Origin of the sequence: Mycobacterium sp. D16Q16 (genome assembly GCF_002013745.1) — a bacterium.
Lineage (GTDB): Bacteria > Actinomycetota > Actinomycetes > Mycobacteriales > Mycobacteriaceae > Mycobacterium.
Genome location: NZ_MAEY01000030.1, coordinates 37398 through 60696, shown reverse-complemented (window position 1 = coordinate 60696; position 23299 = coordinate 37398). Strand labels below are relative to the sequence as shown.

Annotated in this window: 20 protein-coding genes and 1 pseudogene; 6 read left to right on the top strand and 15 right to left on the bottom strand. The window is 64.4% G+C overall.

All coding sequences use genetic code 11. From position 1 onward, the window contains the following. The 3 genes and pseudogenes from B4394_RS24460 to B4394_RS24450 all read left to right on the top strand — a co-directional run. A pseudogene (locus B4394_RS24460) lies at nt 1–452 on the top strand (transglycosylase family protein); the annotation flags it as partial. 126 nt (nt 453–578) lie between these two features. Next, on the top strand, nt 579–1373 hold the full coding sequence (locus tag B4394_RS24455) for a class I SAM-dependent methyltransferase (RefSeq protein ID WP_078312879.1): 795 nt from the start codon (nt 579–581) through the stop codon (nt 1371–1373). A 5-nt stretch (nt 1374–1378) separates the two neighbouring features. Beyond that, the gene (locus B4394_RS24450; RefSeq protein WP_078312880.1) at nt 1379–2086 is read left to right on the top strand and encodes a class I SAM-dependent methyltransferase; all 708 of its coding nucleotides are present in this window, start codon (nt 1379–1381) and stop codon (nt 2084–2086) included. A gap of 2 nt (nt 2087–2088) precedes the next feature. On the opposite strand, the gene B4394_RS24445 is transcribed toward B4394_RS24450, so the two are convergent. From B4394_RS24445 to B4394_RS24425, 5 genes are all read right to left on the bottom strand, one after another. Beyond that, nucleotides 2089–3396 (bottom strand): lipase family protein, encoded by a 1308-nt coding sequence (locus B4394_RS24445; RefSeq protein WP_078312881.1) that lies wholly within the window; start codon nt 3394–3396, stop codon nt 2089–2091. Nucleotides 3397–3483: 87 nt separating this feature from the next. Beyond that, entirely contained in the window at nt 3484–3912 is a 429-nt protein-coding gene (locus B4394_RS24440; protein WP_078312882.1) for a molybdenum cofactor biosynthesis protein MoaE, read from the bottom strand. Beyond that, nucleotides 3909–4394 (bottom strand): MogA/MoaB family molybdenum cofactor biosynthesis protein, encoded by a 486-nt coding sequence (locus B4394_RS24435; protein ID WP_078312883.1) that lies wholly within the window; start codon nt 4392–4394, stop codon nt 3909–3911. The genes B4394_RS24440 and B4394_RS24435 overlap by 4 nt, the downstream gene beginning before the upstream one ends. After that, nucleotides 4379–4891, bottom strand: coding sequence for a cyclic pyranopterin monophosphate synthase MoaC (gene moaC / locus B4394_RS24430; protein ID WP_078312884.1), 513 nt, complete (start codon nt 4889–4891; stop codon nt 4379–4381). The genes B4394_RS24435 and moaC overlap by 16 nt, the downstream gene beginning before the upstream one ends. Before the next feature lie 2 nt (nt 4892–4893). Continuing rightward, the gene (locus B4394_RS24425) at nt 4894–5067 is read right to left on the bottom strand and encodes a hypothetical protein (RefSeq protein ID WP_099051525.1); all 174 of its coding nucleotides are present in this window, start codon (nt 5065–5067) and stop codon (nt 4894–4896) included. Nucleotides 5068–5130: 63 nt separating this feature from the next. Between B4394_RS24425 and B4394_RS24420 the strand changes: the two genes are divergently transcribed. Beyond that, nucleotides 5131–7356, top strand: coding sequence for a helicase-associated domain-containing protein (locus B4394_RS24420; protein WP_139360436.1), 2226 nt, complete (start codon nt 5131–5133; stop codon nt 7354–7356). 18 nt (nt 7357–7374) lie between these two features. On the opposite strand, the gene B4394_RS24415 is transcribed toward B4394_RS24420, so the two are convergent. Next, nucleotides 7375–7773: a DUF2628 domain-containing protein gene (locus B4394_RS24415; protein WP_078312885.1), complete on the bottom strand. Its 399-nt coding sequence runs from the start codon at nt 7771–7773 to the stop codon at nt 7375–7377. Between the two features lie 64 nt (nt 7774–7837). Here B4394_RS24415 and B4394_RS24410 point away from each other — a divergent pair, with 64 nt between their 5' ends. After that, nucleotides 7838–9490 carry a DNA repair helicase XPB gene (locus B4394_RS24410; RefSeq protein ID WP_078312930.1) on the top strand — a complete coding sequence of 551 codons (1653 nt, stop codon included), beginning with the start codon at nt 7838–7840 and terminating at the stop codon, nt 9488–9490. Here B4394_RS24410 and B4394_RS24405 read toward each other — a convergent pair. The 6 genes from B4394_RS24405 to B4394_RS24380 form a co-directional block, all read right to left on the bottom strand. Beyond that, the gene (locus B4394_RS24405; protein ID WP_078316508.1) at nt 9487–10602 is read right to left on the bottom strand and encodes an acyltransferase family protein; all 1116 of its coding nucleotides are present in this window, start codon (nt 10600–10602) and stop codon (nt 9487–9489) included. The two genes, B4394_RS24410 and B4394_RS24405, sit on opposite strands and share 4 nt — an antisense overlap. Before the next feature lie 27 nt (nt 10603–10629). After that, entirely contained in the window at nt 10630–11979 is a 1350-nt protein-coding gene (locus B4394_RS24400; protein ID WP_170915080.1) for a PA14 domain-containing protein, read from the bottom strand. A 23-nt stretch (nt 11980–12002) separates the two neighbouring features. After that, nucleotides 12003–12488 (bottom strand): SRPBCC family protein, encoded by a 486-nt coding sequence (locus B4394_RS24395; RefSeq protein WP_078312888.1) that lies wholly within the window; start codon nt 12486–12488, stop codon nt 12003–12005. 42 nt (nt 12489–12530) lie between these two features. Beyond that, nucleotides 12531–14276 carry a PA14 domain-containing protein gene (locus B4394_RS24390; RefSeq protein ID WP_078316507.1) on the bottom strand — a complete coding sequence of 582 codons (1746 nt, stop codon included), beginning with the start codon at nt 14274–14276 and terminating at the stop codon, nt 12531–12533. Nucleotides 14277–14420: 144 nt separating this feature from the next. Further along, a complete protein-coding gene (locus tag B4394_RS24385; RefSeq protein ID WP_078312890.1) occupies nt 14421–15422 on the bottom strand; it encodes an LLM class F420-dependent oxidoreductase in 1002 nt (333 codons plus the stop codon). Nucleotide 15423: 1 nt separating this feature from the next. Then, entirely contained in the window at nt 15424–16905 is a 1482-nt protein-coding gene (locus tag B4394_RS24380) for an FAD-dependent monooxygenase (protein ID WP_078312891.1), read from the bottom strand. A 65-nt stretch (nt 16906–16970) separates the two neighbouring features. Between B4394_RS24380 and B4394_RS24375 the strand changes: the two genes are divergently transcribed. Then, nucleotides 16971–17639 (top strand): TetR/AcrR family transcriptional regulator C-terminal domain-containing protein, encoded by a 669-nt coding sequence (locus B4394_RS24375; protein ID WP_078312892.1) that lies wholly within the window; start codon nt 16971–16973, stop codon nt 17637–17639. Here B4394_RS24375 and B4394_RS24370 read toward each other — a convergent pair. Genes B4394_RS24370 through B4394_RS24360 form a run of 3 tightly spaced genes read right to left on the bottom strand, consistent with a single transcriptional unit; the run spans nt 17566 to nt 23260 of the window. Further along, complete coding sequence (locus B4394_RS24370; RefSeq protein ID WP_078316506.1) at nt 17566–20697, bottom strand: MMPL/RND family transporter; 3132 nt, start codon at nt 20695–20697, stop codon at nt 17566–17568. The genes B4394_RS24375 and B4394_RS24370 overlap by 74 nt on opposite strands. Nucleotides 20698–20699: 2 nt before the next feature. Then, the gene (locus B4394_RS24365) at nt 20700–22064 is read right to left on the bottom strand and encodes a condensation domain-containing protein (protein ID WP_078312894.1); all 1365 of its coding nucleotides are present in this window, start codon (nt 22062–22064) and stop codon (nt 20700–20702) included. Further along, nucleotides 22061–23260, bottom strand: a complete 1200-nt coding sequence (locus B4394_RS24360) for a serine hydrolase domain-containing protein (RefSeq protein WP_078312895.1) — start codon at nt 23258–23260, stop codon at nt 22061–22063. Before B4394_RS24360 ends, B4394_RS24365 begins: the two co-directional genes overlap by 4 nt. Nucleotides 23261–23299: the final 39 nt, after the last annotated feature.

Genomic DNA, 23299 nt, shown 5'->3' with positions numbered 1-23299 from the left:
CCTGAGGCACCTGTCGTCGACGAGGCGCCCGCCCCCGAGCAGCTCCCGGCTCCCGACGCCCCCGCCGCCGAGGACCAGGTGCTGCCCTACGAGTTCCAGTCCGGCCCGGCGCCCGCTGAGCCCGCACCGCCCCCGAGCCTGCCCCGGCACCCGCCGCGGCAGCTCCCGAAATCCCGCTTCCCGCGGGTGTCCCGGACGCGGCGGATATCGGATTTGCCGCCGGCAAGGCCGCGTTCGACGCCGGTCCGGTTGCCTCCAATGGGACGCTGAACCCTGATGCGGTCGCCGGTGTGGTGCGGCATCTGCCCGATCCCAACAACCTGCCTCCCGGCACCACCGATGTCACTCCTCAGGACAGTCGCGGAGTGTCCTACCTCAAGGACATCGTCTTCGCCATGCAGACGCAGGATGTCAAGGCCAGCGACGCAATCCTCGCCCTGGCACAGCGCTAACTCGTACCTAGACAATCGCCCCGGCCCTCACGGCCGGGGCGATTGTCGTTGCGGGGTAACCCTTTCGGCAGGAAGTGTAGGCCCCTTGTCAAGGGGGTTGACGTCCCGGCTTCGAGGCGTACGTTGGTGGTCATGACGGCACCGACCACTCCCCCGGACGTTCCCAGTCACGAAGCATTCGAAGCGGTCTACAACGGCAAACCCATGTTCGAAGGCGCTCCCGCGGCGGGCGTGCCCTGGGATATCAGGGACGCGCAACCGCGGATCAAAGAGCTCGCCGCCTACGGCGCGCTGCGCGGAGACATCTTGGATATCGGCTGCGGTCTCGGCGAGAACTCGATCTATCTCACCCAGCAAGGCCTCTCGGTCACCGGCCTGGATTTTTCCCCTTCGGCCATTGAGCAGGCGAAGCAACGCGCCGCCGCCGCGGGTGTGACAGTCGACCTCCAGGTGGCCGACGCGACCACGCTCGACGGCTGGGACGCGCAGTTCGACACCGTGATCGACAGCGCCGTCTATCACTGTTTCGACCACGCCGGCCATCAGCAGTACGCGAAGGCACTGCACCGGGCCACCCGGCCGGGGGCACGCTGGTTCATCGCCTGCTTTGGCGATGGCACCGTGAACGGCATCGCGATGCCGTTCGGCGTGCAAGATCCCGAAGAGATCAACAGCGTATTGTCCGAAGCCAACTGGAACATCCAATACTTCGGCCGGACAACATATCTCGGATCCCGGACAGCATTCGTCGGCGCCGCGCTGGCCGGCATCGATCCGGAACAGATGCCCGCCGATATGCGTGAGCGTTATCAGCGGCCGGGCGTGGCCGAAGAAGCACAGAAGACCCTTGAGCGTCTCCAGCAGCTAGACGACGACATCATCCACATGCCGTTCTTCAACATCATCGCGGAAAGGGTCTGAACATCATGACCGCACCAACCCAGAACATCTTCGAGGATCTCTATCGAGAGAGCGTCAAGGACGGCGGGCCCATCATCCCGTGGGATTCCAAGGACGCCAAACCACGGATCAAGGAGCTGGCCCTGCTCGGCGCGATCCGCGGAGACGTCCTGGATATCGGATGCGGCCTTGGCGACAACGCCATTTACCTGGCTCAGCAAGGCTTTAACGTCACCGGACTGGACTTCGCCCCCTCGGCGATCGAACAGGCCAAGGGCCGGGCAGCTGCAGCCGGCGTCACCGTCGACTTCCAGGTCGCCGACGCCACCGAGCTCGATGGCTGGGACGGACGGTTCGACACCGTGATCGACAGCGGCGTGTACCACTGCTTCGACAACGAGGGACACGCGAAGTACGCGAGCGCGCTGCACCGGGCCGCACGCCCCGGAGCACGTTGGTATATATGGTGTTTCGCTCAGGCCAGCGTGCACGGCATCCCGACCCCGTTCCAGAACGCACAGCAGGCAGAGGAAATCGAAGAGGCGCTGCCCGCCAACGGATGGACGGTGCTGCAGCTGAACCCGACGACAATGGCGGCACCAAAGGCCGAGTTCCTCAACGCGATTCGCGGCACCTACCGCGGAGACCCCGAGCGGCTAGAGCGACTGGAACAGGATCTCGACGATCCGCTGCTCTACATCCCCGTGTACACGGTCATCGCCGAACGGGCGTAGGACTATAGCTGGCGGCCCGCGAGTACGCGGGCCGCCGCCGCCGACATCACCGCCATGGTCCACAGCGCGGGCGTGGAGCCGAGCATGGATCTCACGGTGCGGGTGCCGGATTCGGGTGCCATGCCCTCGAGGCGTTGCGCCAGCCACCGCAGCGCGGCCGGTGCGCCCAGTATCACCAGTGATAGATGTTCGCTGAGCCTGTCACGCCGGTACGTGACGTCGGTGCCGTGGGTGGCGTAGAAGTCAGCCTGCCTATCCACCTCGTCGATGCCGACGAGCTGGTCGTGGATGGCGGTGTAGATGTACACCGGGCACGTTGGCGCCACCTTGCCCAAGCGGAGGTCCTCGCTCATCGCGGCGACATCGGGCAGCGCCATCAGTTCGGCGATCGGCAGGTCCACAAAGCGATCGAAGTTGCGCATCGCGTACCGCCCAACGGCCTGACCCGTCGAGAGCCCCCGTACCGTCGCCATGATCTTTTCACCCTGATGCGTAAGGTGTTTCGTCAGCACGGAATCCAATGCCGGATAGCTTCCGCGCAGAGCAGAGATCGCAGCGATGCCCAGCCCCGCGAACAACCCTCCGTCGGCCCTCTGCAGAATCTTGCTGGGGTCCGAGGCCGGCGACCCCAACGCCGCGGCGACGATGTTGAGTTCGGGGGCATAGTCCGGTGCCATCTCCGCGGTCCACGAACTGGCAAGCCCGCCACCGGAGTACCCCCACAATCCAATCGCCGTATCGGCAGGGAGCCGCAGTTCGGCGAACCGTAGCGTGGCCCGCAGACCGTCGAGCACGTGGTAACCGGGCTGGCGCGCGACGACATAACGCCCGGGCTGCCCGCCGTGGTCGGCGACGCTCACGATCCAGCCCTGGCGCAACGCGGCGGCCATCAGCAGCAGTTCGATCTGCGGGTTGGCGAAGGGTCCACGCGCACCCTGCAGCAGGCAGTAGGAAGGAAAGCAGGATCGCTCGCTCGAGTTGATCGCACATTGGTACGCCAGCAGACGTGGCGAGCGCGGATCATGCCCGGCGGGCACCAGCACGGTGGTGATCGAAACCTCTGGCACACCATGCGGATCGGTAGTCCGGTAGAGCAGCTGCCACGCGGTCACTCGCTGACGCTGCAGTCCCAAGAATCCGATGTCCACAGGGCGCGCATGCAGAACAGTTCCCGGTGCCGCATCCTCGAAGCCGACGGGCGGAACGTGGAAGGGATCACCGGCGGGATGTGCCGGGCGCTTACCCGGGTGCGGGAAGATCTGCGGCGCCGGCGCCGCGGCGCGGTGTTTCGGTTGCACGGAAGTGCTCATGAACTAAGGAAGCTAACGCACACACGGCACCCCCAACGCCCTGATCTGGGTTTTTAGGTACCAGACCCCAATCGGGGCCCGAATTTTTCAGGCCGACCCCACCCATTCGTTGCTGCCGTCGGCGAAGAACTGGTGCTTCCATACCGGCAGCGCCGCCTTGACCTCGTCGACGAGGCGCTGGCACGTGACGAATGCCTGCCGTCGATGGTCGGCACTGACCGCCACCACGAAGGCCGCCTCTCCGACCGTCAGGGCGCCGATGCGGTGACTCACCGCCACCGCGCGCACATCCTCTGCTTCGGCGGCGATGCGCTCTACCACGTCGGTCAACACCTGCTGGGCCGACGGATGTGCCGAATACTCAAGCCGCAGCACCGTCTTGCCGCCGTCGTGGTCACGCACATTGCCCACGAATCCGACCGTGGCCCCGGCAGATTCGTGATCGACGAGTTGCTCGTGCTCAATCAGCGAGATGCGTTCCGCGGTCAGCAGCGCACGGGAGACGCTAGCGCTCATACGTGATCACCCCCGGCTATCTGGTCCAGCGCATGGCCCAGCACGCCGTCGAGCACCGCAAGTCCGTCACGCACCCCGCCGGTGGAGCCGGGCAGGTTGACCACCAGGGTGCGGCCGACGACTCCGCACACGCCCCGGGACAGGATGCTGGTGGGCACGGTCGGCAGCCCGGAGCGTCTGATGGCATCGGCCAGCCCGGGAATCTGGTAATCCAGCAGTGGAGCGGTCTGTTCGGGTGTGGCATCGGTGGGTGAAAGCCCGGTACCGCCGGTGGTGATGACCAACGAAACTCCGTCGGAAACCGCGGCGCGGATCGCCGCTCCCACCGCGCCGCCGTCGGGCACGACGATCGGTTTCTCCACACGGAAATCTTGTGCCCCAAGCCATTCCACGATGACTGGTCCGGTCTTGTCGGGGTACTGACCGGTGGCCGCCCGAGTGGAGGCCACGATCACCCGCGCAGACCTCAGGGTCGGGTCCATGTTCCGGTCTTGCCGCCCTCTTTGCGCAACACTCGGACGTCGTCGATGCGCGATGCCGGGTCGACGGCCTTGACCATGTCGTGCAAGGTCAAGGCGGCGACCGTCACGGCGGTCAACGCTTCCATCTCGACCCCGGTGCGGTCGTTGGTGCGCGCGGTGGCGGTGATCTGAAGGGATCCTGCGCTGGCCTCAATCTCGAAGTCCACGTCGATACCGGTGAGCGGTATCTGGTGACACAGCGGAATGAGCTCGCTGGTGCGTTTGGCGGCCATGATGGCAGCCAGCCGGGCCGTGGCAATGGCATCACCCTTGGGCAGCGTGCCGTCGGCCAACAGCTTCAGGACTTCCGGAGTGGTGACGAAGCGTCCGGCCGCGACCGCCTCGCGGGCGGTGGCCTGTTTGGCCGAGACGTCGACCATGTGTGCGGACCCGTGCTCGTCGATATGAGAGAGACGGTCAGGCGGTGATGAGCCGCTATCGCGAAGACCGTCGGACACCGTTACTTGTTGATGACGGTGACGGGGTGCACATAGGGCACGGACTGCACCGGGAACTCGATGTCGCCGAAGGGTGACAGGGCTCCGGTACGGTCGGCCGCGAGTTCGGAGACGGCATGCTCACCGTCCACATGTGCGGGCCAGCCGTTGTCGACGTATTGCTTCTTGTCAGCCACGAAGCCATTGTGGCAGGCCGGGAGCACGACGGCGAACCCAACCCGCCTCTACGCTGGTGTCTGATGAGTGACGATGCGGCGTTGGCTACCTGGCTGCGCCAGCTGCCCGATGAACAGTTGGTGCGGCTGGTCCGGTTGCGACCCGATTTGGCCTCGCCACCTCCGGGGTCACTGGCGGCCCTCGCGGGCCGGGCGCTGTCGCGCCAGTCGGTACGCGCGGCCACCGACAACCTGGACTTTTTGACCTTGGCAGTCCTCGACGCGCTGCTAGTGGCTCGCGCAGACGTCACCGGCACTCCGATCTCGGAGGTGCTCGCCCAGGTCGATGGTCGCGCCACTGAACTGCAGGTGCGTGCCACCCTGGACCGGCTGCGCGAGCTGGCACTGGTGTGGGGGAATCGCGAGCTGCACCTGGCGGGAGAGACACGGTTGGGGCTGCCCTGGGTGGTCGGCCAGGTGATCAGCGAGCAGACCCCCGAGTCCTACGACGCGGCCCGCGCCGCGTTGGCGGCGACCGACGAGCGCGGAATGGAGCTGCTGCAGGCCCTCATCACGGGATCTCCCATCGGCCGAACCCGGGACGCCGCACCCGATGCCCCGGCTGATCGTCCGGTACAGCGGCTGCTCGCGGCCGGCCTGCTGCAGCGGATCGACGACGAGACGGTGCTGTTGCCCCGGTTCGTGGCACAGCTGCTCCGCGGTGAGGAGCCCGACCGGCTGCAGCCACCGACCACCGAGACGACGACGGCCACCCAGGCCGAAGCCAACGCCGCTGCCGCGGGGGCGGCACTTGATCTGCTGCGTGAAGTGGGCCTACTTCTCGATGAGCTCGGGGTCAACCCCGCTCCTCAGCTGCGCAGCGGTGGCCTGGGCGTGCGCGAGGTCAAAAGACTGGCGAAGGCGACGGGTATCGATGACACCCGGATGGGGCTGCTGCTGGAGGTGCTGGCGGCCGCCGAGCTGATCGCAGTGGGGGACCCCGATGTGCAGACAGACGCCGAGGGCTGGCATTGGGCGCCGACCACGCAGGCCGACCGCTTCGCCGAACTGCCGACCGCGACCCGCTGGTTTCGGCTGATGTCGGCGTGGTTGATGCTGGCGGCCCGTCCCGATCTGATCGGAAAGCGCACTAGCGAGGACAAACCGATAGCGGCCCTTTCGGATTCGCTACGGTCGACGGCGGCGCCCCATGACCGCAAGCTGCTCTTGGAGATCCTCGGCGAGCTGAAGCCCGGCGAGGGGTTGCGGGCCGAAGAGACATCCCGGGTGATGCGGTGGCGCCGTCCGCGCTGGGGCGCACGGCTGGGCGTGGAGCCGGTGACGGCACTGTTGTTCGAGGCGACGACGCTGGGTGTGATCGGGCGTGGCGCGTTGACGACACACGTGCGTACCTTCCTGGACAGCAGTGGCGACGAGGCGGCCACGCTGACCGCGATGGAGAAGGCGTTACCCGCTCCTATCGACCACTTCCTCGTGCAGGCCGATCTGACGGTCGTCGCACCCGGCCCACTGATACGCGACGTGGAGCTCGAGCTGGCCGCGATGGCGGACCTCGAATCAGCGGGGGCGGCAAGTGTTTTCCGGGTCAGCGACGCCAGTATCCGGCGTGCGCTGGATTCGGGGCGGACCGCCACCTCGCTGCACAGCTTCTTCGGTTCGCGCTCCAAAACCCCTGTCCCCCAATCGCTGACCTATCTCATCGACGATGTCGCGCGACGGCATGGACAGCTTCGGGCCGGTGTGGCCAGCTCGTTCCTGCGCTGCGATGACGTGGCCCTGCTGACGCAGGTGATGGCGTCGGTTCTGGCGGAGGATCTGGGGCTGCGGCTACTGGCCCCAACCGTCGCGGTGTCGTTGGCCCCGCTGGCCGAGTTGGTGGCTGGGCTGCGCGCGGCGGGCTTCGCCCCCGCCGCCGAGGACGCCACCGGAACCATCGTGGAACTCCGGGCACACCGCGCCCGGGTGACTCCCCAGCCGCACCGGATGGGCTGGACGCCACCGGTGCTCAGTGAGCCCGCGGCGGCGGCGGTGGTCAAGGCATTGCGCGCGGCGGGCGATCACGACGGCGTCCGCATCGAGCCGTCGCATGCGGTAGCGCTGTTGCAGCAGTCCGCCAAGGCCCAGACCAGCGTGCTCATCGGGTACGTGGACCCGGCCGGGGTGGCGTCCTCGCGAGTGGTCAATCCGATCAGCGTTCGTGGTGGGCAGCTCTCAGCCTTCGACACCGCGGCGGGGCGGATCCGCGACTTCGCGATTCACCGCATCACCGCGGTCTCGCCGCCGTCCTGACCGTCGATCAGCTCCGCGTCAGCGGACGCCCTCGAACGGATTCCATGACTCGCTATGGCGAACCCAGTGCAAGTAGTAGGCCTGGTTGGCGATCCCCATAAACAGCGCAGCAAAGCCGAAGGAGAACGCGCGCGTCACGCTGTCGGAGGCGCCCACCACTCCCAGCACGACGCCGAGACCGACACTGATCCCCAGCAGCACCAGGCCCTTGCGCCACATTCCCTTGACGAAGAAGTAGATCGGACCAAAGAAAAAGGCAAGGAAATTACTGGTTAACCGGATACGTTCCCAAAACGACCCCGCACGGAAGATGGCATTCGCCTCTTCTTTCGTCGGCGCCGCGGCGTAGTGGTCGTAGAACGCGAACCGGCGCTGCCAGATCTCGGCCAGGGTGCTGCGGTCTTGAGGTGTCGTCACCGCAGCAATCTACCAGGACACACAGCACCCGCCAATGTCCGCAGGGGTCACTATCCTGGACCGAATGACCGATGGACCGCTGATCGTCCAGTCCGATAAGACCGTGCTGCTGGAGGTCGATCACGACCAGGCAGATGCGGCGCGCCAGGCTATCGCCCCCTTCGCCGAGCTCGAACGCGCCCCCGAGCACGTGCACACCTACCGCATCACCCCGCTGGCGCTGTGGAACGCCCGCGCCGCCGGGCACGACGCCGAGCAGGTGGTCGACGCCCTCGTCACCTTCTCTCGTTACGCGGTACCGCAACCGCTGCTGGTGGACATCGTCGACACCATGGCCCGCTACGGGCGCCTCCAGCTCATCAAACATCCGGCGCACGGCCTGACGCTGGTGAGCCTGGATCGCGCCGTCCTCGAAGAGGTCCTGCGACACAAAAAGCTCGCCCCCATGTTTGGCACCCGCATCGATGACGACACCGTGCAGGTGCACCCCAGTGAGCGTGGCCGCGTCAAGCAGATGCTGCTCAAAATCGGTTGGCCCGCAGAGGATCTCGCCGGATACGTAGACGGCGAAGCCCACCCGATCAGCCTGGCAGAGGATGGCTGGGAGCTCCGGGATTACCAACAGATGGCGGCCGACTCGTTCTGGGCGGGCGGTTCCGGCGTGGTGGTGCTGCCCTGTGGGGCCGGTAAGACCCTGGTGGGCGCCGCCGCGATGGCCAAGGCACAGGCGACCACCCTGATCCTGGTCACCAACACCGTCGCGGGGCGGCAGTGGAAACGCGAACTCATCGCGCGAACCTCCTTGACCGAAGAAGAGATCGGCGAATACTCCGGTGAGCGCAAGGAGATCCGGCCGGTCACCATCGCCACCTACCAGGTGATCACCCGGCGTACCAAGGGCGAGTACCGCCACCTGGAACTGTTCGACAGCCGGGACTGGGGCCTGATCGTCTACGACGAGGTACATCTGCTGCCCGCTCCGGTGTTCCGGATGACGGCAGATCTGCAGTCGCGGCGCCGCCTCGGGCTCACCGCCACCCTCATTCGGGAGGACGGCCGCGAGGGCGATGTCTTCAGCCTCATCGGCCCCAAACGCTACGACGCGCCATGGAAAGACATTGAGGCCCAAGGCTGGATCGCCCCCGCCGAGTGCATCGAGGTGCGGGTCACCCTCACCGACAACGAGCGGATGATCTACGCCACCGCCGAGGCCGACGAACGATACAAACTGTGCTCGACGGCCCACACCAAGATCAACGTGGTGAAGTCGATTCTCGCCCGCCATCCCGGCGTGCCGACTCTGGTCATCGGCGCCTACCTGGATCAGCTCGACGAATTGGGAACCGAGCTGGATGCCCCGGTGATCCAGGGCTCCACCAAGAACGCCGAACGTGAAGCACTTTTCGACGCATTCCGGCGCGGCGAGATCGCCACACTGGTGGTCTCGAAGGTGGCCAACTTCTCCATCGACCTGCCGGAAGCAGCTGTAGCGGTTCAGGTTTCGGGAACATTCGGCTCACGCCAAGAGGAGGCGCAGCGGCTTGGGCGGCTATTGCGCCCGAAGGCCGACGGCGGACAGGCCTACTTCTATTCGGTGGTATCCCGCGACACCCTCGATGCCGAGTACGCGGCACATCGGCAGCGGTTCCTGGCCGAGCAGGGCTATGGCTACCGGATCACCGACGCCGACGATCTTCTCGGACCCGCGATCGGTTAATCGTTCGAGACCCTGGAGAGTTGGTCTCCGGCCCGCTCCGGGGATGATTCGAAGCGGCGCTTGATGCGCAGCAGGGGCGTCTCGAAGTATCGAAAGCTCAGGTAGGCAACGGCGATGACAAGGATCGTCGTTCCAGCACACAGTGCCAGCCCCTGCTCCTCATGGGCTATTCGGCGTACGACGTTGGCGCACAACATGTGCATCAAGTAGATGCCGTAGCTGATCACGCCGATGAACGCGAGGGGTCTCCAGCTCAGCACCGGGTGCATGAGGGTGTCCTCGCGGATGGAGACGGCGACGACAGTGACGACCATGAGGACCTGGATCGACCAGGGTGGCGCACCGAACCACAACGCGGCAATCATCGCCGCGAACACCGCCGGGGCCGACCACCACCAGCCCAGCACCGCGGCGACCCGTGCGTAGCCACGGCGGGTGTTGACGACGATCGCGAAAGCCGCGCCGAGCAGGATGGGCAACGACAAGCTCGCCAGGACGCGCCAGGGCAATACCCGCGCATCGAAGAAGACGCCGGTTCCGGTCGAAACCGCTACCAGTACGAAGAGCACCACGAACGGTGCCCAGACCTTTCCCTTGCTCAACACCAGGGCCCCGACCAACAGCGGCGGCCACAACAGATAGAACTGTTCCTCGGTGGACAGCGACCAGGAAAAGTAGAACGGCACCGACGCGCCCGTGGACAGGTCCACGAACCAGTTGACGGTATAGGTCAAGAATGCCGGCAAGTCCCCAAAGAATCGCTCGCCCTTTGGCGTATCGCGTTCGGTGGCGAGCACCAGCAGGACGTACAGGGCCAGCACCGCGTAGTACAGCGGGAAGATGCGTAATGCCCTGCGTGCGTAGAAGTTTCGCAGCGATACGTCGGAAGTGCGATCACGCTCGCGGACAAGAAGAGTGGTGATGAGAAAGCCACTGATCGCGAAGAAGAAGTCGACGCCCATGAATCCGCTGTGCGAGATCCTTGGACCGGGCGTTCCGGACGTATGGTGCCAGATCACCGCCAGGACACTCAGTGCCCGCAAGCCGTCCAGCGCCCCGAACTTCTTCGTGACGAGAAACGATTCGTAAGCAGCCACAGCCCGTCGCGACACCGAAAGAAGGGTATCAGCGTTACCAGATCAGTGTTGCTGCCGGCATCCGTTATCCGCGGCGGTGTCGAGCTGGATATCCGTGGAGCTGATCGAGGGCGTCAGGAACCGAATATGTCCGATGAGCTCCCGCGGCAGATCGTCGATCCGGGTGGAATAGCGGGTGCCGTCGATCACGCTGCGCGCGGTCAGCGAGAAGGTCTTCGCGACGTCGGCGTCAAACGCACCGTACTTCTGCAGCGCCGCCGCGACCATCCGCTGGAAGGGCGTTAGGTTCAACGTTCGCAAGTCCAGGGACGGATCAAGCTGAATTCTGATCCCCTCGGGCACCCCATCGGGATTCGTGCCGTCCGACCGCGTACCCGGGTACACATAGGTGGGTGCGTTGATCGGGATCGCGAACCGCAGCGCATGATCGATCACTCCGGCCTGTACGTCTTCCGGCGTGATCAGCCCCGCGAGGTAGGACAGCTCACCTCCCGAATGCGCGGGTCCACTGACATGCCCGCCCGATCCCGTGTTTACCCGATAGGTGGCCTGCGCGATCGCCGACATCGAATCCGGTCTGAAGGACTGGAACTCGTATTCACACCCGTTGGTGTCGTCGATGATTGCCAGATGCGCGTCGGCGTCCTGCGTGGGCAGGTAATGGGGCAGATACGGGATGTCGATCGACTTCCCGCTGTTGCGGACGGCGACTGTCCGGGTGGGAGTGCCCGCGGGTGCGTGATAGACGGCGGTAGTCCAGATGTCCTCGTTGACGTCGATTGCCTTGACGTCGGGGTGATGCATCAGCGCGGCAATCCACTTCGCCGACCGAGGGTCGATCGCCGGGTTCGGCGGCAGCGGCTGATTCAAGAATGAGTTAGCCGCGAAGAAGTTGCCGTTCGCAGACTCCGGGCCCAGCGCGACTTGAGACACCGAGAACTCTTGTACCACAGGGCCACTCGCACTGGAGTAGCTGACCCGGACCGCGTGCACACCAGCCTGGACGGTGCGCGTGGCCAGATCGGCCCCCCAGTCACGGGTGTTGGCGTGATCGAAGATCTGCTCGCCATCGAGCCATACCCGCCCGACAACGCCACCGCTCATCGCGGCAATCTGGTACTCGCCCGTCACGGGGAATCGCAGCGAACCGACGGCATCGACCGAAAATCCGTCGGACCGCACACCCGGCGCTGGAGATGCCGCGAAGTTCCCGCCGACCGAGTACTCGCATCGGGCGAGCACCGCAGTGCCGGAATGATCAGTGTTGTTGTAGTAGCGCGTCCAGTATTGACCTACATCGCAAGGGTTCTGGGCCGCCGCATCCGTCTCGTTCCGGGCGGGCGCACAGGCGGCCACCAGCAGGATCACCGTAAGCAGGGCGAGCGTGCGCACGGATTCACTGTACGGGCGAACGCTTACCTTCCGGCGGCGGCGATCTTGTCGAAGTATCTCTGGGTGCGCTTCATCGAGAAACCGACGATGGCACTCACCGCGGGGGTGGCATTGCGAATCGGTCCGGTGCCGTCGATGGCCCATGCCCAGGTGAAGTCGGCGCCGCGATCCGTCGGCGTCACCACATAGTCCTCGGCGAAGGCACGCAGGCCAGGCACCGGCACCGGCATGCTCGTGACGTAGAACGCCTTCCGCCGCCCTTCTTCCCAGAGGAAGTAGTGCTCATTCACCTTCGGTCCCACAGCGGGCCCGATCTTGCGGACAGCACCCACACCGGCGCGCGGGTTACCCCACACGACCCTGATACCCGGAGCCAACCACCGCAACGTGGTGTCGTTGGTCAGCTCACGCCACACCGTGTCGGCGGACACCGGTACGGAGATGGTGTGGCTCGCTCTCACGGGAGCGCTGGACAGGAAGGCTTCATCGACTGCGTCAAGCGAAGGCATTCCCGTAACTTACGGTATCGGTCGGGTCGTAAACAATGGGCCCTACTGCTGCTGGGCGCACGTCTGATCGGCCTGCTCGTCCAGCCGGATGTCCGTCGACGCCACAGTCGGTTTGAGGAACTGCAGGTGCTGCATGAGGGACTGCGGCAGGCCCGCGAGGGCAACGTTGAACGGCGCCGAGGCCGCGGTGTTCTCCGTGGCGACGGCGAGCACTCCCGCGGTGTCGGCGTTGTAGCCGCCGTAGATCTGCAACGCGACGGCCACCATCTGCTGGAAAGGCGTGAGCCCAAACTGGTCCAGATTGAGGCTCGGATCCAGCCGCATTCTCGTTCCCTGCGGAATTCCATTGGGCGTGCTGCCGTCGGAACGGGTGCCCGGATACGCGAATCGTGGTGAGCCGATGGGCAGCGCATATCGCAGCGCATGGTTGATGCCGCCCGCGTTCACCTCGGCCGATCTGATGAGCCCGGCAAGCCAGGACAGCTCGCCGCCGGCGTGAGCCGGCCCCGACGTATGCCCACCGGTGCCCGTGTACGCGTGATACGAGGCCGAGGCCACCGCCGAAGACGAATTGTTGAACATCTCCAGTTCGTACGCGCATCCCTTCGCCTGATCCACGATGATCAGCGCGCTGTCGCCGTCAGGGCTCGCCTTGTAGGACGGCAGATAGGGAACGGTCAGGTACTTACTCGAGTTGGTGATCCGGATGGCACGGGTGGGAGTGCCGGGCGGCGCGACGTAGATGGGCTGGGTCCACGTGCTGCTGTTCAGCGAGATGCCGTTCTGATTTCCCAGCATCGTCACCCAGCCGTCGGAGCGAGGATCGATCTGGGCATCGGCGGGGATGGGCGTGTTCCAGAAGGAGTCCGCCGAGTAGTAGTTGCCGTTGGTACTGGCCGTGCCCGGCCCCATTTGTGAGACCGAGAAGAACTCGAAGGAATCGCCCGACGTTTTCCAGAAGACGACCTGAACCGTGTGATCGCCCGCGGCGACGTCCTTGGCGGCCAGATTGCGGCCCCAGCTCACCGCCCCCTTGTCGATGACCAGTTGTCCGTCGAGCCACACGCGCACCGCCATATTTCCGGTGTCCGCGCTGAACACGTAGTTCCCGTTGACAGGAAAGTGGATTGTCCCGACATACTGGGCGCCCCAGTTCGAGGTATTGACACCGGATACCGGTGCGGCACTTCGGAAGTTGCCACCCACCGATGTCTCACACTGTCGCACCGCCGGGGATCCGCTCAACGCGGTGTTGTTGTAGTAACTGACCTGGTACTCATTGACGGCGCAATCCGACGGTGGGGTCGTCGGGATCGTGGTGGGTGCGGTCGACACCACCGTCATCTTGTCCAGCACCAGCATTCGCCCGCAGAGGAACGTGCTGTATGCCGCGCTGTTGGTAATGGTGATGGAATGCGACCCCTCAGCGATAGACAAATCCACCGAATACTCGGTCAAAGCATTTGCCGATACCGTGAAGTTTCCCACCGCGGCATTGTCGACGCTGACGCGCATCGCCGGTGCACCCAGGCATTGCTGCCCGCGTGCCCGAATGACAATTCTCGACGAGGCCTGCAGCCACACCGTGTGGGTAGCAACCGCATTCTGGCCATACAGACCCAACAGTGTTCCGCCGGATGCGCTGGCGTCCGCCCAGGTGCCCGCGCCCCCGCTCGAGTAGGACATCGACTCCGCTTCGATGGCCGTATCCGCTTGGGAGACAGAGGGAAATGTTATCCCCATGGCCGCTAGGACGGCCACGGCAGCCAAGAACCGCAGAACTCTCATGAGCGTGAATACCCTGTCCGATAGCAGACGCAAAACGATTCACGCGCAAAATACTCCCGGGTTGAATCAATTCACCAGGGCATTCGTTCAAGCGATATTCTCCGGCGATGAATCTGCAATAGACAGACTGACCAATAGGCTCAACTATGAACTGCTGGTGACTATCTCGCGAACAAACAAGTCGATTCCAGAACGGTCATAGGCAGCTTCCGGGAAATTGCATATCGCGTAACCCAGCCCCAGTCGGCGGAACTCCGCCAGACGCTCGGCGATCTGTTCCGGGGTTCCCGCCGTTTCGGCAAGGTTCCCGACCGTGACCTGGGCGACGTCCTCGCCGATGACCGGGACCAGCCGCGCCTTGATGGCCGCCAGCCGATCGGCCACCTCGGCGCCATCGGCTCCGATGACGATGTTCATGTTGGCGCTCCGGACAATCGCGCCGAAGTCGGTGCCGATGTCTTTGCAATGCGCTGCAAGCACTTTCGACTTGTGCTCGAATTCTTCGGGAGACTGCCCGAAGTTGGTGTATTGCGCATATCGCGCCGCGATCCGCAATGTCACCTTCTCGCCGCCACCCGCGATCCACAGCGGAATTCCCTTGGACTGCAAGGGCTTGGGAGCGACAATGGCGTCATCGACCTGGTAATAGGTGCCGTCCAAAGAGACGCGCCCGTCGCGCCAGGCGTCGCGCATGATGCGCACCCCTTCGCGCAGCCTGCCGAGGCGCTCGGCGGCACCGGGAAAGCCATAGCCATACGCGCGCCACTCGTGCTCATACCATCCGCCGCCGATGCCCATCTGGGTGCGCCCGCCCGAGATGATGTCCACTGTCGCAGCGATCTTGGCCAGGTACACCGGGTTTCGGTATCCCATGGCCGTACACATCTGCCCCAGCTTGATCCGCGAGGTCACGGCCGCGAAAGCGGACATCAGTGTCCACGCCTCATGGGTCGCCTCGTCGGTGGGCACCGGAACGGTATGGAAGTGGTCGTAGACCCATACCGAGTCCCACGGACCGTCCTCCGCGTACTGGACTAGATCGCGCATGGCGGTCCATTGATCCTCGGGCGCGATGCCTACCAAATCCAGGCGCCAGCCCTGCGGGATGAAGACTCCGAACTCCAGTGTCTCGGCCACCCGCGCCACATTACGCCGGGACGGGCGATCCCACCCATTGGGTGAGGGCCTCGATAAGGCCGGCGTCGGAGCCCTCGCCCACCCAGGCGACATGGCCGTCGGGGCGCACCAGCACCGCATCCGGTGCCGTCACCTCGCCCAGCACCGGAAGATCCCATGCACCTGAGTATTTCGCGTCCACCAGCTGAACTCGGTCTGTCCATCCGTCGATGTGCAGGCTCTGCGACTCTCCGAAGTTGAACAGCAGCGGACGGGCCGTGTGCAGGTATGGGTAGACGCGCGTCGGCCCCTCCGCGGTCACCAGGTCGAGGTCCGGCATGCGGCGACCCAGCAGTGGATGCGCCGTGCCCTGATGCCCACCTACCTCATAGTGGATGTCCAGGCCGCTCATCATGCCGGCGATGCGCTTGCGCGGTTCGTCCATGGCCAACAGATCGGACATGATGTCACGCAACGCATCGATCCGCGGGCTCGCCTCGGACAGCGGGGTCTGGGCCATGGTGTTGTGCAGCACCCGTTCCGCCACCGGGTGACGCTCGGAGTGATAAGTGTCCAGCAGTGCGTCCGGGGCTTCTCCCTTGATCACCGCGGCAAGCTTCCAACCCAGGTTCACCGCATCCTGGACACCGGTGTTGAGTCCCTGTCCACCGAACGGGAAGTGGATATGGGCGGAATCGCCCGCCAGGAACAGGCGCCGGTCACGGTACCGGTCGGCCTGGCGAGTCATATCGGAGAACCGGGACATCCAGCGTGGACTGTGCAAACCGAAATCCGTACCCGCGATGGCGATCAGCGCTTCCTTCGCCTCCTCCAGGGTCGGTTCGGCGCCGAGTCGGGAGAGGTCGGTACTGAAGACCAGCCGGCACCACCCCTCCTCGAACGGCAGAATGGCCAGGAAGGCCTGACCGGGTTTGCGCAGCAGTCCGAACTCGAGCGGTTGCTCAGTGATCTCGGCATCGACCAGCATCGCCGAGCAGGACGGGTCATGGCCGGGAAACCCGATCCCCGCGGCCTTGCGGATCGCACTGCGTCCGCCGTCGCATCCGATGAGGTACAGCCCGCGCATCGCGCGCCCGTCGGCAAGCTCCACGTCCACACCGGAGTCATCCTGGGTGAATCCGACCACCTCGGCGCTGTAATAGATCGGTACCCCGAGTTCGGCGATCCAGGCCGCGAGCGTCTTCTCGGTGTAATGCTGAAGCAGACCCAACGCGTACGGGTGACGGGTCGGGAAGTCCTCGATGCTCATGAAAATGCCTGAAAAGTGGGTCACCTGACCGGTCATCCCCTGGGAGAGAAACCTCTCGGCGATCCCTCGCTGATCGAACACCTCGATCGTGCGTGAATGCACTCCCGCCGCACGAGATCCCACCTCTTCGTGGCTGTCCCGACGTTCCAACACCGCAACGTCGACACCAGCGAGGGCCAGCTCACCGGCCAACATGAGTCCGGTCGGGCCCCCGCCCGCGATGACCACTGCATGCTCGGTCATAGTGCTCCTTAACGTTGTTATTGGCATTGCATCAATAATTACTTTAACAATGTTAAGGTGTCAATGTGATTTTGAATCGGGAAACCATCGCGCGCGCCGGCCTGGCCTTGCTGGACGAGAAGGGCAGCGACGGCCTCACCATGCGTGCACTGGCGGCATCTCTCGGGGTACAGGCACCGGCCCTGTACTGGCACGTGAAGAACCGGCGCGAGCTCATCGACCTCATGGGTGAGGCGATCATGAGCGATGCCTATGATGCCTTCGTCGATACGGCTGCGCCATGGGATATCTTCCTGGCCAACGGCGCTCGCGCCTTGCGGCGGGCGATGCTGCGCTACCACCAGGGTGCCCGAATCCTGGCCGGCACCTTCGTCACCAATGCCGCCGACATGCTGGAACCGATGTTGGATGCCATGACTTCTGCCGGGTTCACTGTTCGCGAAGCGGCCCGTCTGTCACCCGTGATCCACCACTACACCATCGGATTCACCATCGAGCAGCAGGCCCGTGATGGCTCCGAATATCCAGGGCCCAATCCCTACACCGAAGAAAATCTGATCGCCAAGCTCGATCTGCAGAAGTATCCCGCGATCTTGGAGGTCTTCTCGGAGCTCTACGAGCCCGACTTCGATGCCGACTTCGAGGACGGACTCGCGATCGTCATCGACGGCCTGCGAGCTCGGCTTCTCGGGAAACGGAAATCAGCGGCTCCTCGAGTAACGGATCGCCGCTAGCACAATCGGGCTCGTCCACGTCCTCAGACGCCGCATCCGGAACGTCGGCCTTGGACCGCGAAAAATGTTTCTGAAACCAGGGTTCCACGATCGCCGAGGGCCACCAGTTGGCCTGCCCACACAGCACCACCAAAGCGGGAATGGTGATAGTGCGCACCAGGAAGGTGTCCAGGAGCAGGCCCATCCCGATGATGAAGCCCGCTTCGACCATCGACTGTAGATTGCCGATCAGCAAGCCGAACATCGACGCCGCGAAAATCACTCCGGCAGAGGTGATCACACCTCCGGTCGACTTGACCGTCTTGATGACCCCGGAGCGGATGCCGTCGGGTGACTCATCGCGAATGCGCGAGATGAATAACAGGTTGTAATCCGCGCCCACCGCGACCAGCACGATGAACGCCATACCCGGCACACTCCAACTCAACGGCTGTCCACCGATGAACTGGAACGCGATCACCCCGATGCCCACCGCCGACGCATACGAAATGATCACCGACCCAATGAGATACAGCGGTGCGACGATGGCCCGCAGCAGCGCAACGAGGATCAGCAGCACCACGATCACCGTCAGCACGATGATGAACCGCAAGTCGTGGTTGTAGTAGTTGCGGATGTCGTTGTACATCGCCGACAACCCGGCCATCGAGATGGACGCATCGGACAGCGTGGTGTTGGGTTGTGCGCTGTGCGCCGCATCCTGGATGGCGCGGACCTGATCCATCGCCTCGGGACTGAACGGATTCAGGTTGCTCTGTACCAGATAGCGCACCGCATGCCCGTCGGCCGAAACGAACGCTGCCGCAGCGGTCTTGAAGGAATCTTGAGTGAGCACTTGCTGCGGTATATAGAAGCCGGACATCGATCCGGGTGCCGCGTCACGCTTGGCGGCGACCAAGAGCGTTGAGGCATCACCCAACTGGCCGCCCATCTGCTTGGTCTGGTCCACCAGCATCTGCACACCCTCGGCCAGCTGTGCGCTGCCATCGGCCAGTGAGTTGACTCCGGTCAGGACTTCGGCGAACTTCTGCTGGATACCGTAGGAGTCGGACAGACCCAACCGGCGCAGGTTCGTGTCGATGGCGTTCAGCGCGGTGCGCAGCCGGGCAATGGTCGAGCTGATCTGCTTGTCATTGTCGACGGACTTCAACTCACGACCGAGCTCGACAATTCTGTCCCTGGTGCCATCCTGTTTGGTCTCCAGGTACTTGTTCATCTCATCTCGCGAGGAGCGGCACGCGGGGTCCATCTCACAGGCCGGGTTGCCGACCAACACACGGGCGACGGGTTCGATCCAGCCGTACACCTCACTGGCACTCTGGGCGTTGGCCTCGATGGCATCGCCGAGGGAATGCATGCTGGTGACCAGCTTGTCCACCGAGTCCAGATCCGCGAGGGTGCCCGTCCTCCCACTGCCCCGCAGCTGAGCCAGCACCTCGACCAGTGCGCGCGCCGTGCCCAACGAGTTCTTCACCGAGTCGCGGACCTCACCAAGCTTGTCCGCCAACGTGTGTCCGCCAGCGGCGAGCTTGTCCAAGTCCCTGGTGCGGGCATCGATCAGGTTCGACGCATCGCCCAGCTTCCCGCCGACCTCACCGGCCTGGTAGGAGAGCTTGGCCTCCTCCAGCGGTTCACCCGTGGGCCGGGTGATACCGCGCACCTTGTCGACACCGGGCACCTGGCTCACCCGCGCGGCCATCTGCTCCAGGTCGGCCAACCCGCGCGGGGTGCGCAGATCATGAGGCGACTTGATGTAGAGGTATTGCGGCAGCGTTGAATTCACCGGGAAGTGCTTCTCGATCGCGGCGTAACCCTGATTGCTATCGGCCCAGGAGGGCAGGTTCTTGCGGTCGTCATATCCGAACTTCACCATCGCTCCGCAGGTGGCGAGGATGATCAGAATAACCAGGCTGACCGCCAGATGCGTACCCGGACGTTTGACGATGTTGATTCCCGAGCGGTGCCAAATCTTGTTGGCGTAAGCCTTTCTCGGTTTCACCCAGCCGCGGCGTCCCACCAGGATCAGCACCGCCGGCAGGAAGGTCACCGACGCCACGAATGCGATCAGGATGGACACGCTCAGCGCCGGACCGATGGTGGACAGGATCCCCAACTTGGTAAAGCCCATGCCCAGGAAGGTCACCGCCACCGTCGCCGCCGATGCCGCGACCACCTTGCCGATGGATTCCAGTGCAGCGGTCACCGCACTGTCGGAATCCATACCCTGTTTGACGTATTCGTGATACCGGCTGATGAGGAAGACCGCGTAGTCGACACCCGCACCCATCATCATCGCGGTCATGAATGTCAGCGTCTGATTCGAGATACTCAGACCCATCTGCGCCAGTCCCCCGACGGCCGCCTGGGCGATGCCCAGCGAGACACCCACCACGATGAGCGGCAGCATCATCGTCACCGGATTGCGGTAGACGATCAGCAAGATGAGCAGAACCAAAGCAGCCGTGGTTATTTCGACCTTGTGCAGGTCACGCTCTCCCACCACCGTCAAATCGCCGACGGTGGCGGTCGGCCCCGTCGTAAAGGCCTTTAGCGTGGTGCCCGCGGTGGCGTCCTTGATGATCTTGAGGGCCCCCACATACGCCTTACCGGATTCGGGGGTGGCAAGCTCGCCCTGCAATCCCACCGGCAGGTACCAGGCCTTGCCATCGGTGCTCGACATCATCTCGCGCAGCATCGGTTTGGTGATGAAGTCCTGCACCATGCTCACATCGCGAGTGTCTTCACGCATTCGCGCCGCGAGAACCCGGTAGGTCTGCTCGTCGGCGGGTGTCAGACCGTTCTCGTTGGTGAGGACGATCAGCAGGATGTTCTGCGCACCGGACTCCTGGAACGACTCGACCATCTGCCGCGTGGTCTCCATGACGGGAGCATCCTTGGGCAGCAGATCGACCGGGTGGTCCTCGATGGCCTTCTGCAGCGAGGGCGCGGTGAGCGCCAAAATGGCGGCCAGGCCGATCCATACCCCGATGACGGCGACAGGGGCCCTCCGGACGATCCGAGCGATCAGTCCGTAGATACCACCTGTGTTGTCCGCCACGACTACTCGATCACCCCGTGCATACCGAAATCGTCGAGCGTCTCGGTCAGCAAGCTGGTCAGATCAGCGCGTGTCTCGACCACACCGGGCTGGTACGCGACAACTGCCAGGAAGATCCTTTCGTTGACTCTCCCGGATGCGACGAAGAGCTGCCCGTAGGTGCTCAGCACCTTGTCCGGCCGCACCCGCTGCTCGGCCAGTCTGCAGTAGGCGTAATCGGCGTGGGTCCCGTCCGGGCGATTCACATCGGGATCCAGGGGCCCGACATTCGAGCACCCCACCGGATAGTCACCGTATTCCAGTGCCACATCGGCCAATCGGCGCGCGGCAGCCTTGGGGATGAATGGAGTCAGCGGCAACAGCGCCCATTTTTCGTCGGGTGCGTCCTGCAGGCCGGAGAGCACCTCCTTGGTGGCACTGCGGATTCCGCGTAGATCGGTGGTCAGATCCGCCGTGTTGACCGCGAACATCACCGAGGTCATGGCGTTGGCACGGTAATCACCGTCAGTACGCTCATTGACGGGCATGGAGAGAGTCACCCGGCCATCCGGGCCGAGCCTGCCCACCTTGAGGGCGAGCTGAGCGGCAAACGCACCGACCAGCGAGTTACTGGTACCGCCACGACCACGCGCGTGTGTGTCCCAATGGGTTTCGTCCAGATACACGGTCACCGCCGGGATCTGTTCGATGTGCACCTCGGCCGCGGGCCGGCCCGCGTGTTTGATGTCCTGGCGCCGCGCGCTCAACATCTTGGTGGCCTTACGGAAGGCCCGTGCGGTGTCGGGCAGGTCACGCCTGGTACGCCGCAAGTCTTCCCGCACGCTATGCAAGCGCTTGCGTGCCCGTGGTGTCTGGTAGCCCAGCGGGACTGCCGCGTCGTTGACCGCATCGGCGATGGCCCGGCACATGCCCACGCCGTCGGCGATGCTGTGCGAGACCACCAGGCTCACCGCGGTGGCACCATCGGTGAACCGGGTGACACCAAGTCGCCAGGACGGACCGTGCTCGGGATCGATGGGGAGCTGGGCATGCCGGTGCACCCAATCCTGCAGTTCGGCCCGCGGCAGTGGCGCGAGCTCGACATCGATGGGATGGCACGCGGGATCGAGCACCCAGCGATGACGGCCAAAAGGCACCCGGGAACGTTCGATTCGGCGGCCGAGCAGTCCGTGGCCGAGGTTGGCATGGAATCTGCGTAACCGGTCGGTGTCGATATCGCGTTCGTACACCCACACCATCTGTCCCAGCGTGGACAGCTCGGTGGCGCGCAGCCCCAGGAAGGACGCCTGATCGACGAAGTCCAAATGAGGGATCGGCAGGTTTGTGGTGCGCGGCGGCGCGTGCACCTCCGGGATCGTCGCCGTCACAGCGACTCTCCCGCCGGCGACACCCCCAACGTGCTGTAGAGCTCGTTGATCAGCCGCACGCTACGAGGATCGGCATCCGCCTTGGTCACATCGAACTGGTTCATCACGTACGAGTAGCCGATGCGGTGCTCCAGGTCGACAAAGGCGTACGAACCACCAGACCCCCCGTGCCCGAACGTCTTCTGGTTGGGCCCGGCATAGCAGCGCTGGTTGAGCATGTAGCCCAGTCCCCATCCGTGGTTGGCGACCCGGGGGCCCAGCACGACATCGGGATCGAACCCGCCCTGCGACACCCGCACCACATCCATGTGGTCGTGGCTGAGCAGCTTGCCGAGCGCCATCGCGTTGTAGAAGGTGGCCAGACCCAGCGCCGAAACGTGGGCATTGGTCCCGGGGAATTCCAGCGCGCGCCACAGCGCAATGTCCTTACGGGCAATTTCGTCGTCGGGGATGAAATCACCCGAGATGAGTGGGCCCGCCAGTGGGTGATCACTCATGCAATCGAATTCGCCAGGAGCACCGCGGAATACGTCGCGCAAGTACGGCTTGTTGATCAACTCCGCGCACCGGTGGTGCTCACTGTGCGGCAGTCCGACATGTACGTCCAGCCCGTACGGCTCGGCGATCTCGGTACGCAGGAACTGCCCGAGCGTCTGACCGGTGGTCCGGCGGACGACCTCGCCCAGGATGAAGCCGAACGTCGCCATGTGGTAACCCTGCGCGGTTCCGGGCTCCCACCACGGCGTCGCCCTCGCGATGTGCTCGCACACCTCATCCCAGTTGGCGGCCTGCTCCGGCGTCAGCCGGGTGCGTGGTCCGATCACGCCCGACCGATGCCCGAGCACCATGGCCAGCGTGATGGATTCCTTACCGGCCTGGCCGAATTCGGGCCAGTACCGTGCGACCGGCGCATGCAGATCGAGCACGCCCCGCTCGACGAGCATGTGGACGCAGGTGCTCATCAATCCCTTGGTCCCGGAGTAGACCGGCGCCAAGGTGTCCTCAGTCCAGGGACGCGTGCGCGCCTCATCGGCCCAGCCCGCCCACAGATTGACGACGAGTTCACCGTCGACCCAGATCGCGACCGCGGCGCCCAGCTCGTCGTTCTCCAGGAAATTCAGTGCGAATGCGCGCCGGACATTGTCGAAATCCGGTGAGCTGGTTCCATTCACCGCGATGTCAAGGCTTGTGCTCATGACAATCCCAACCTTTCACTGCTGCTCGAGTGCGGCCGC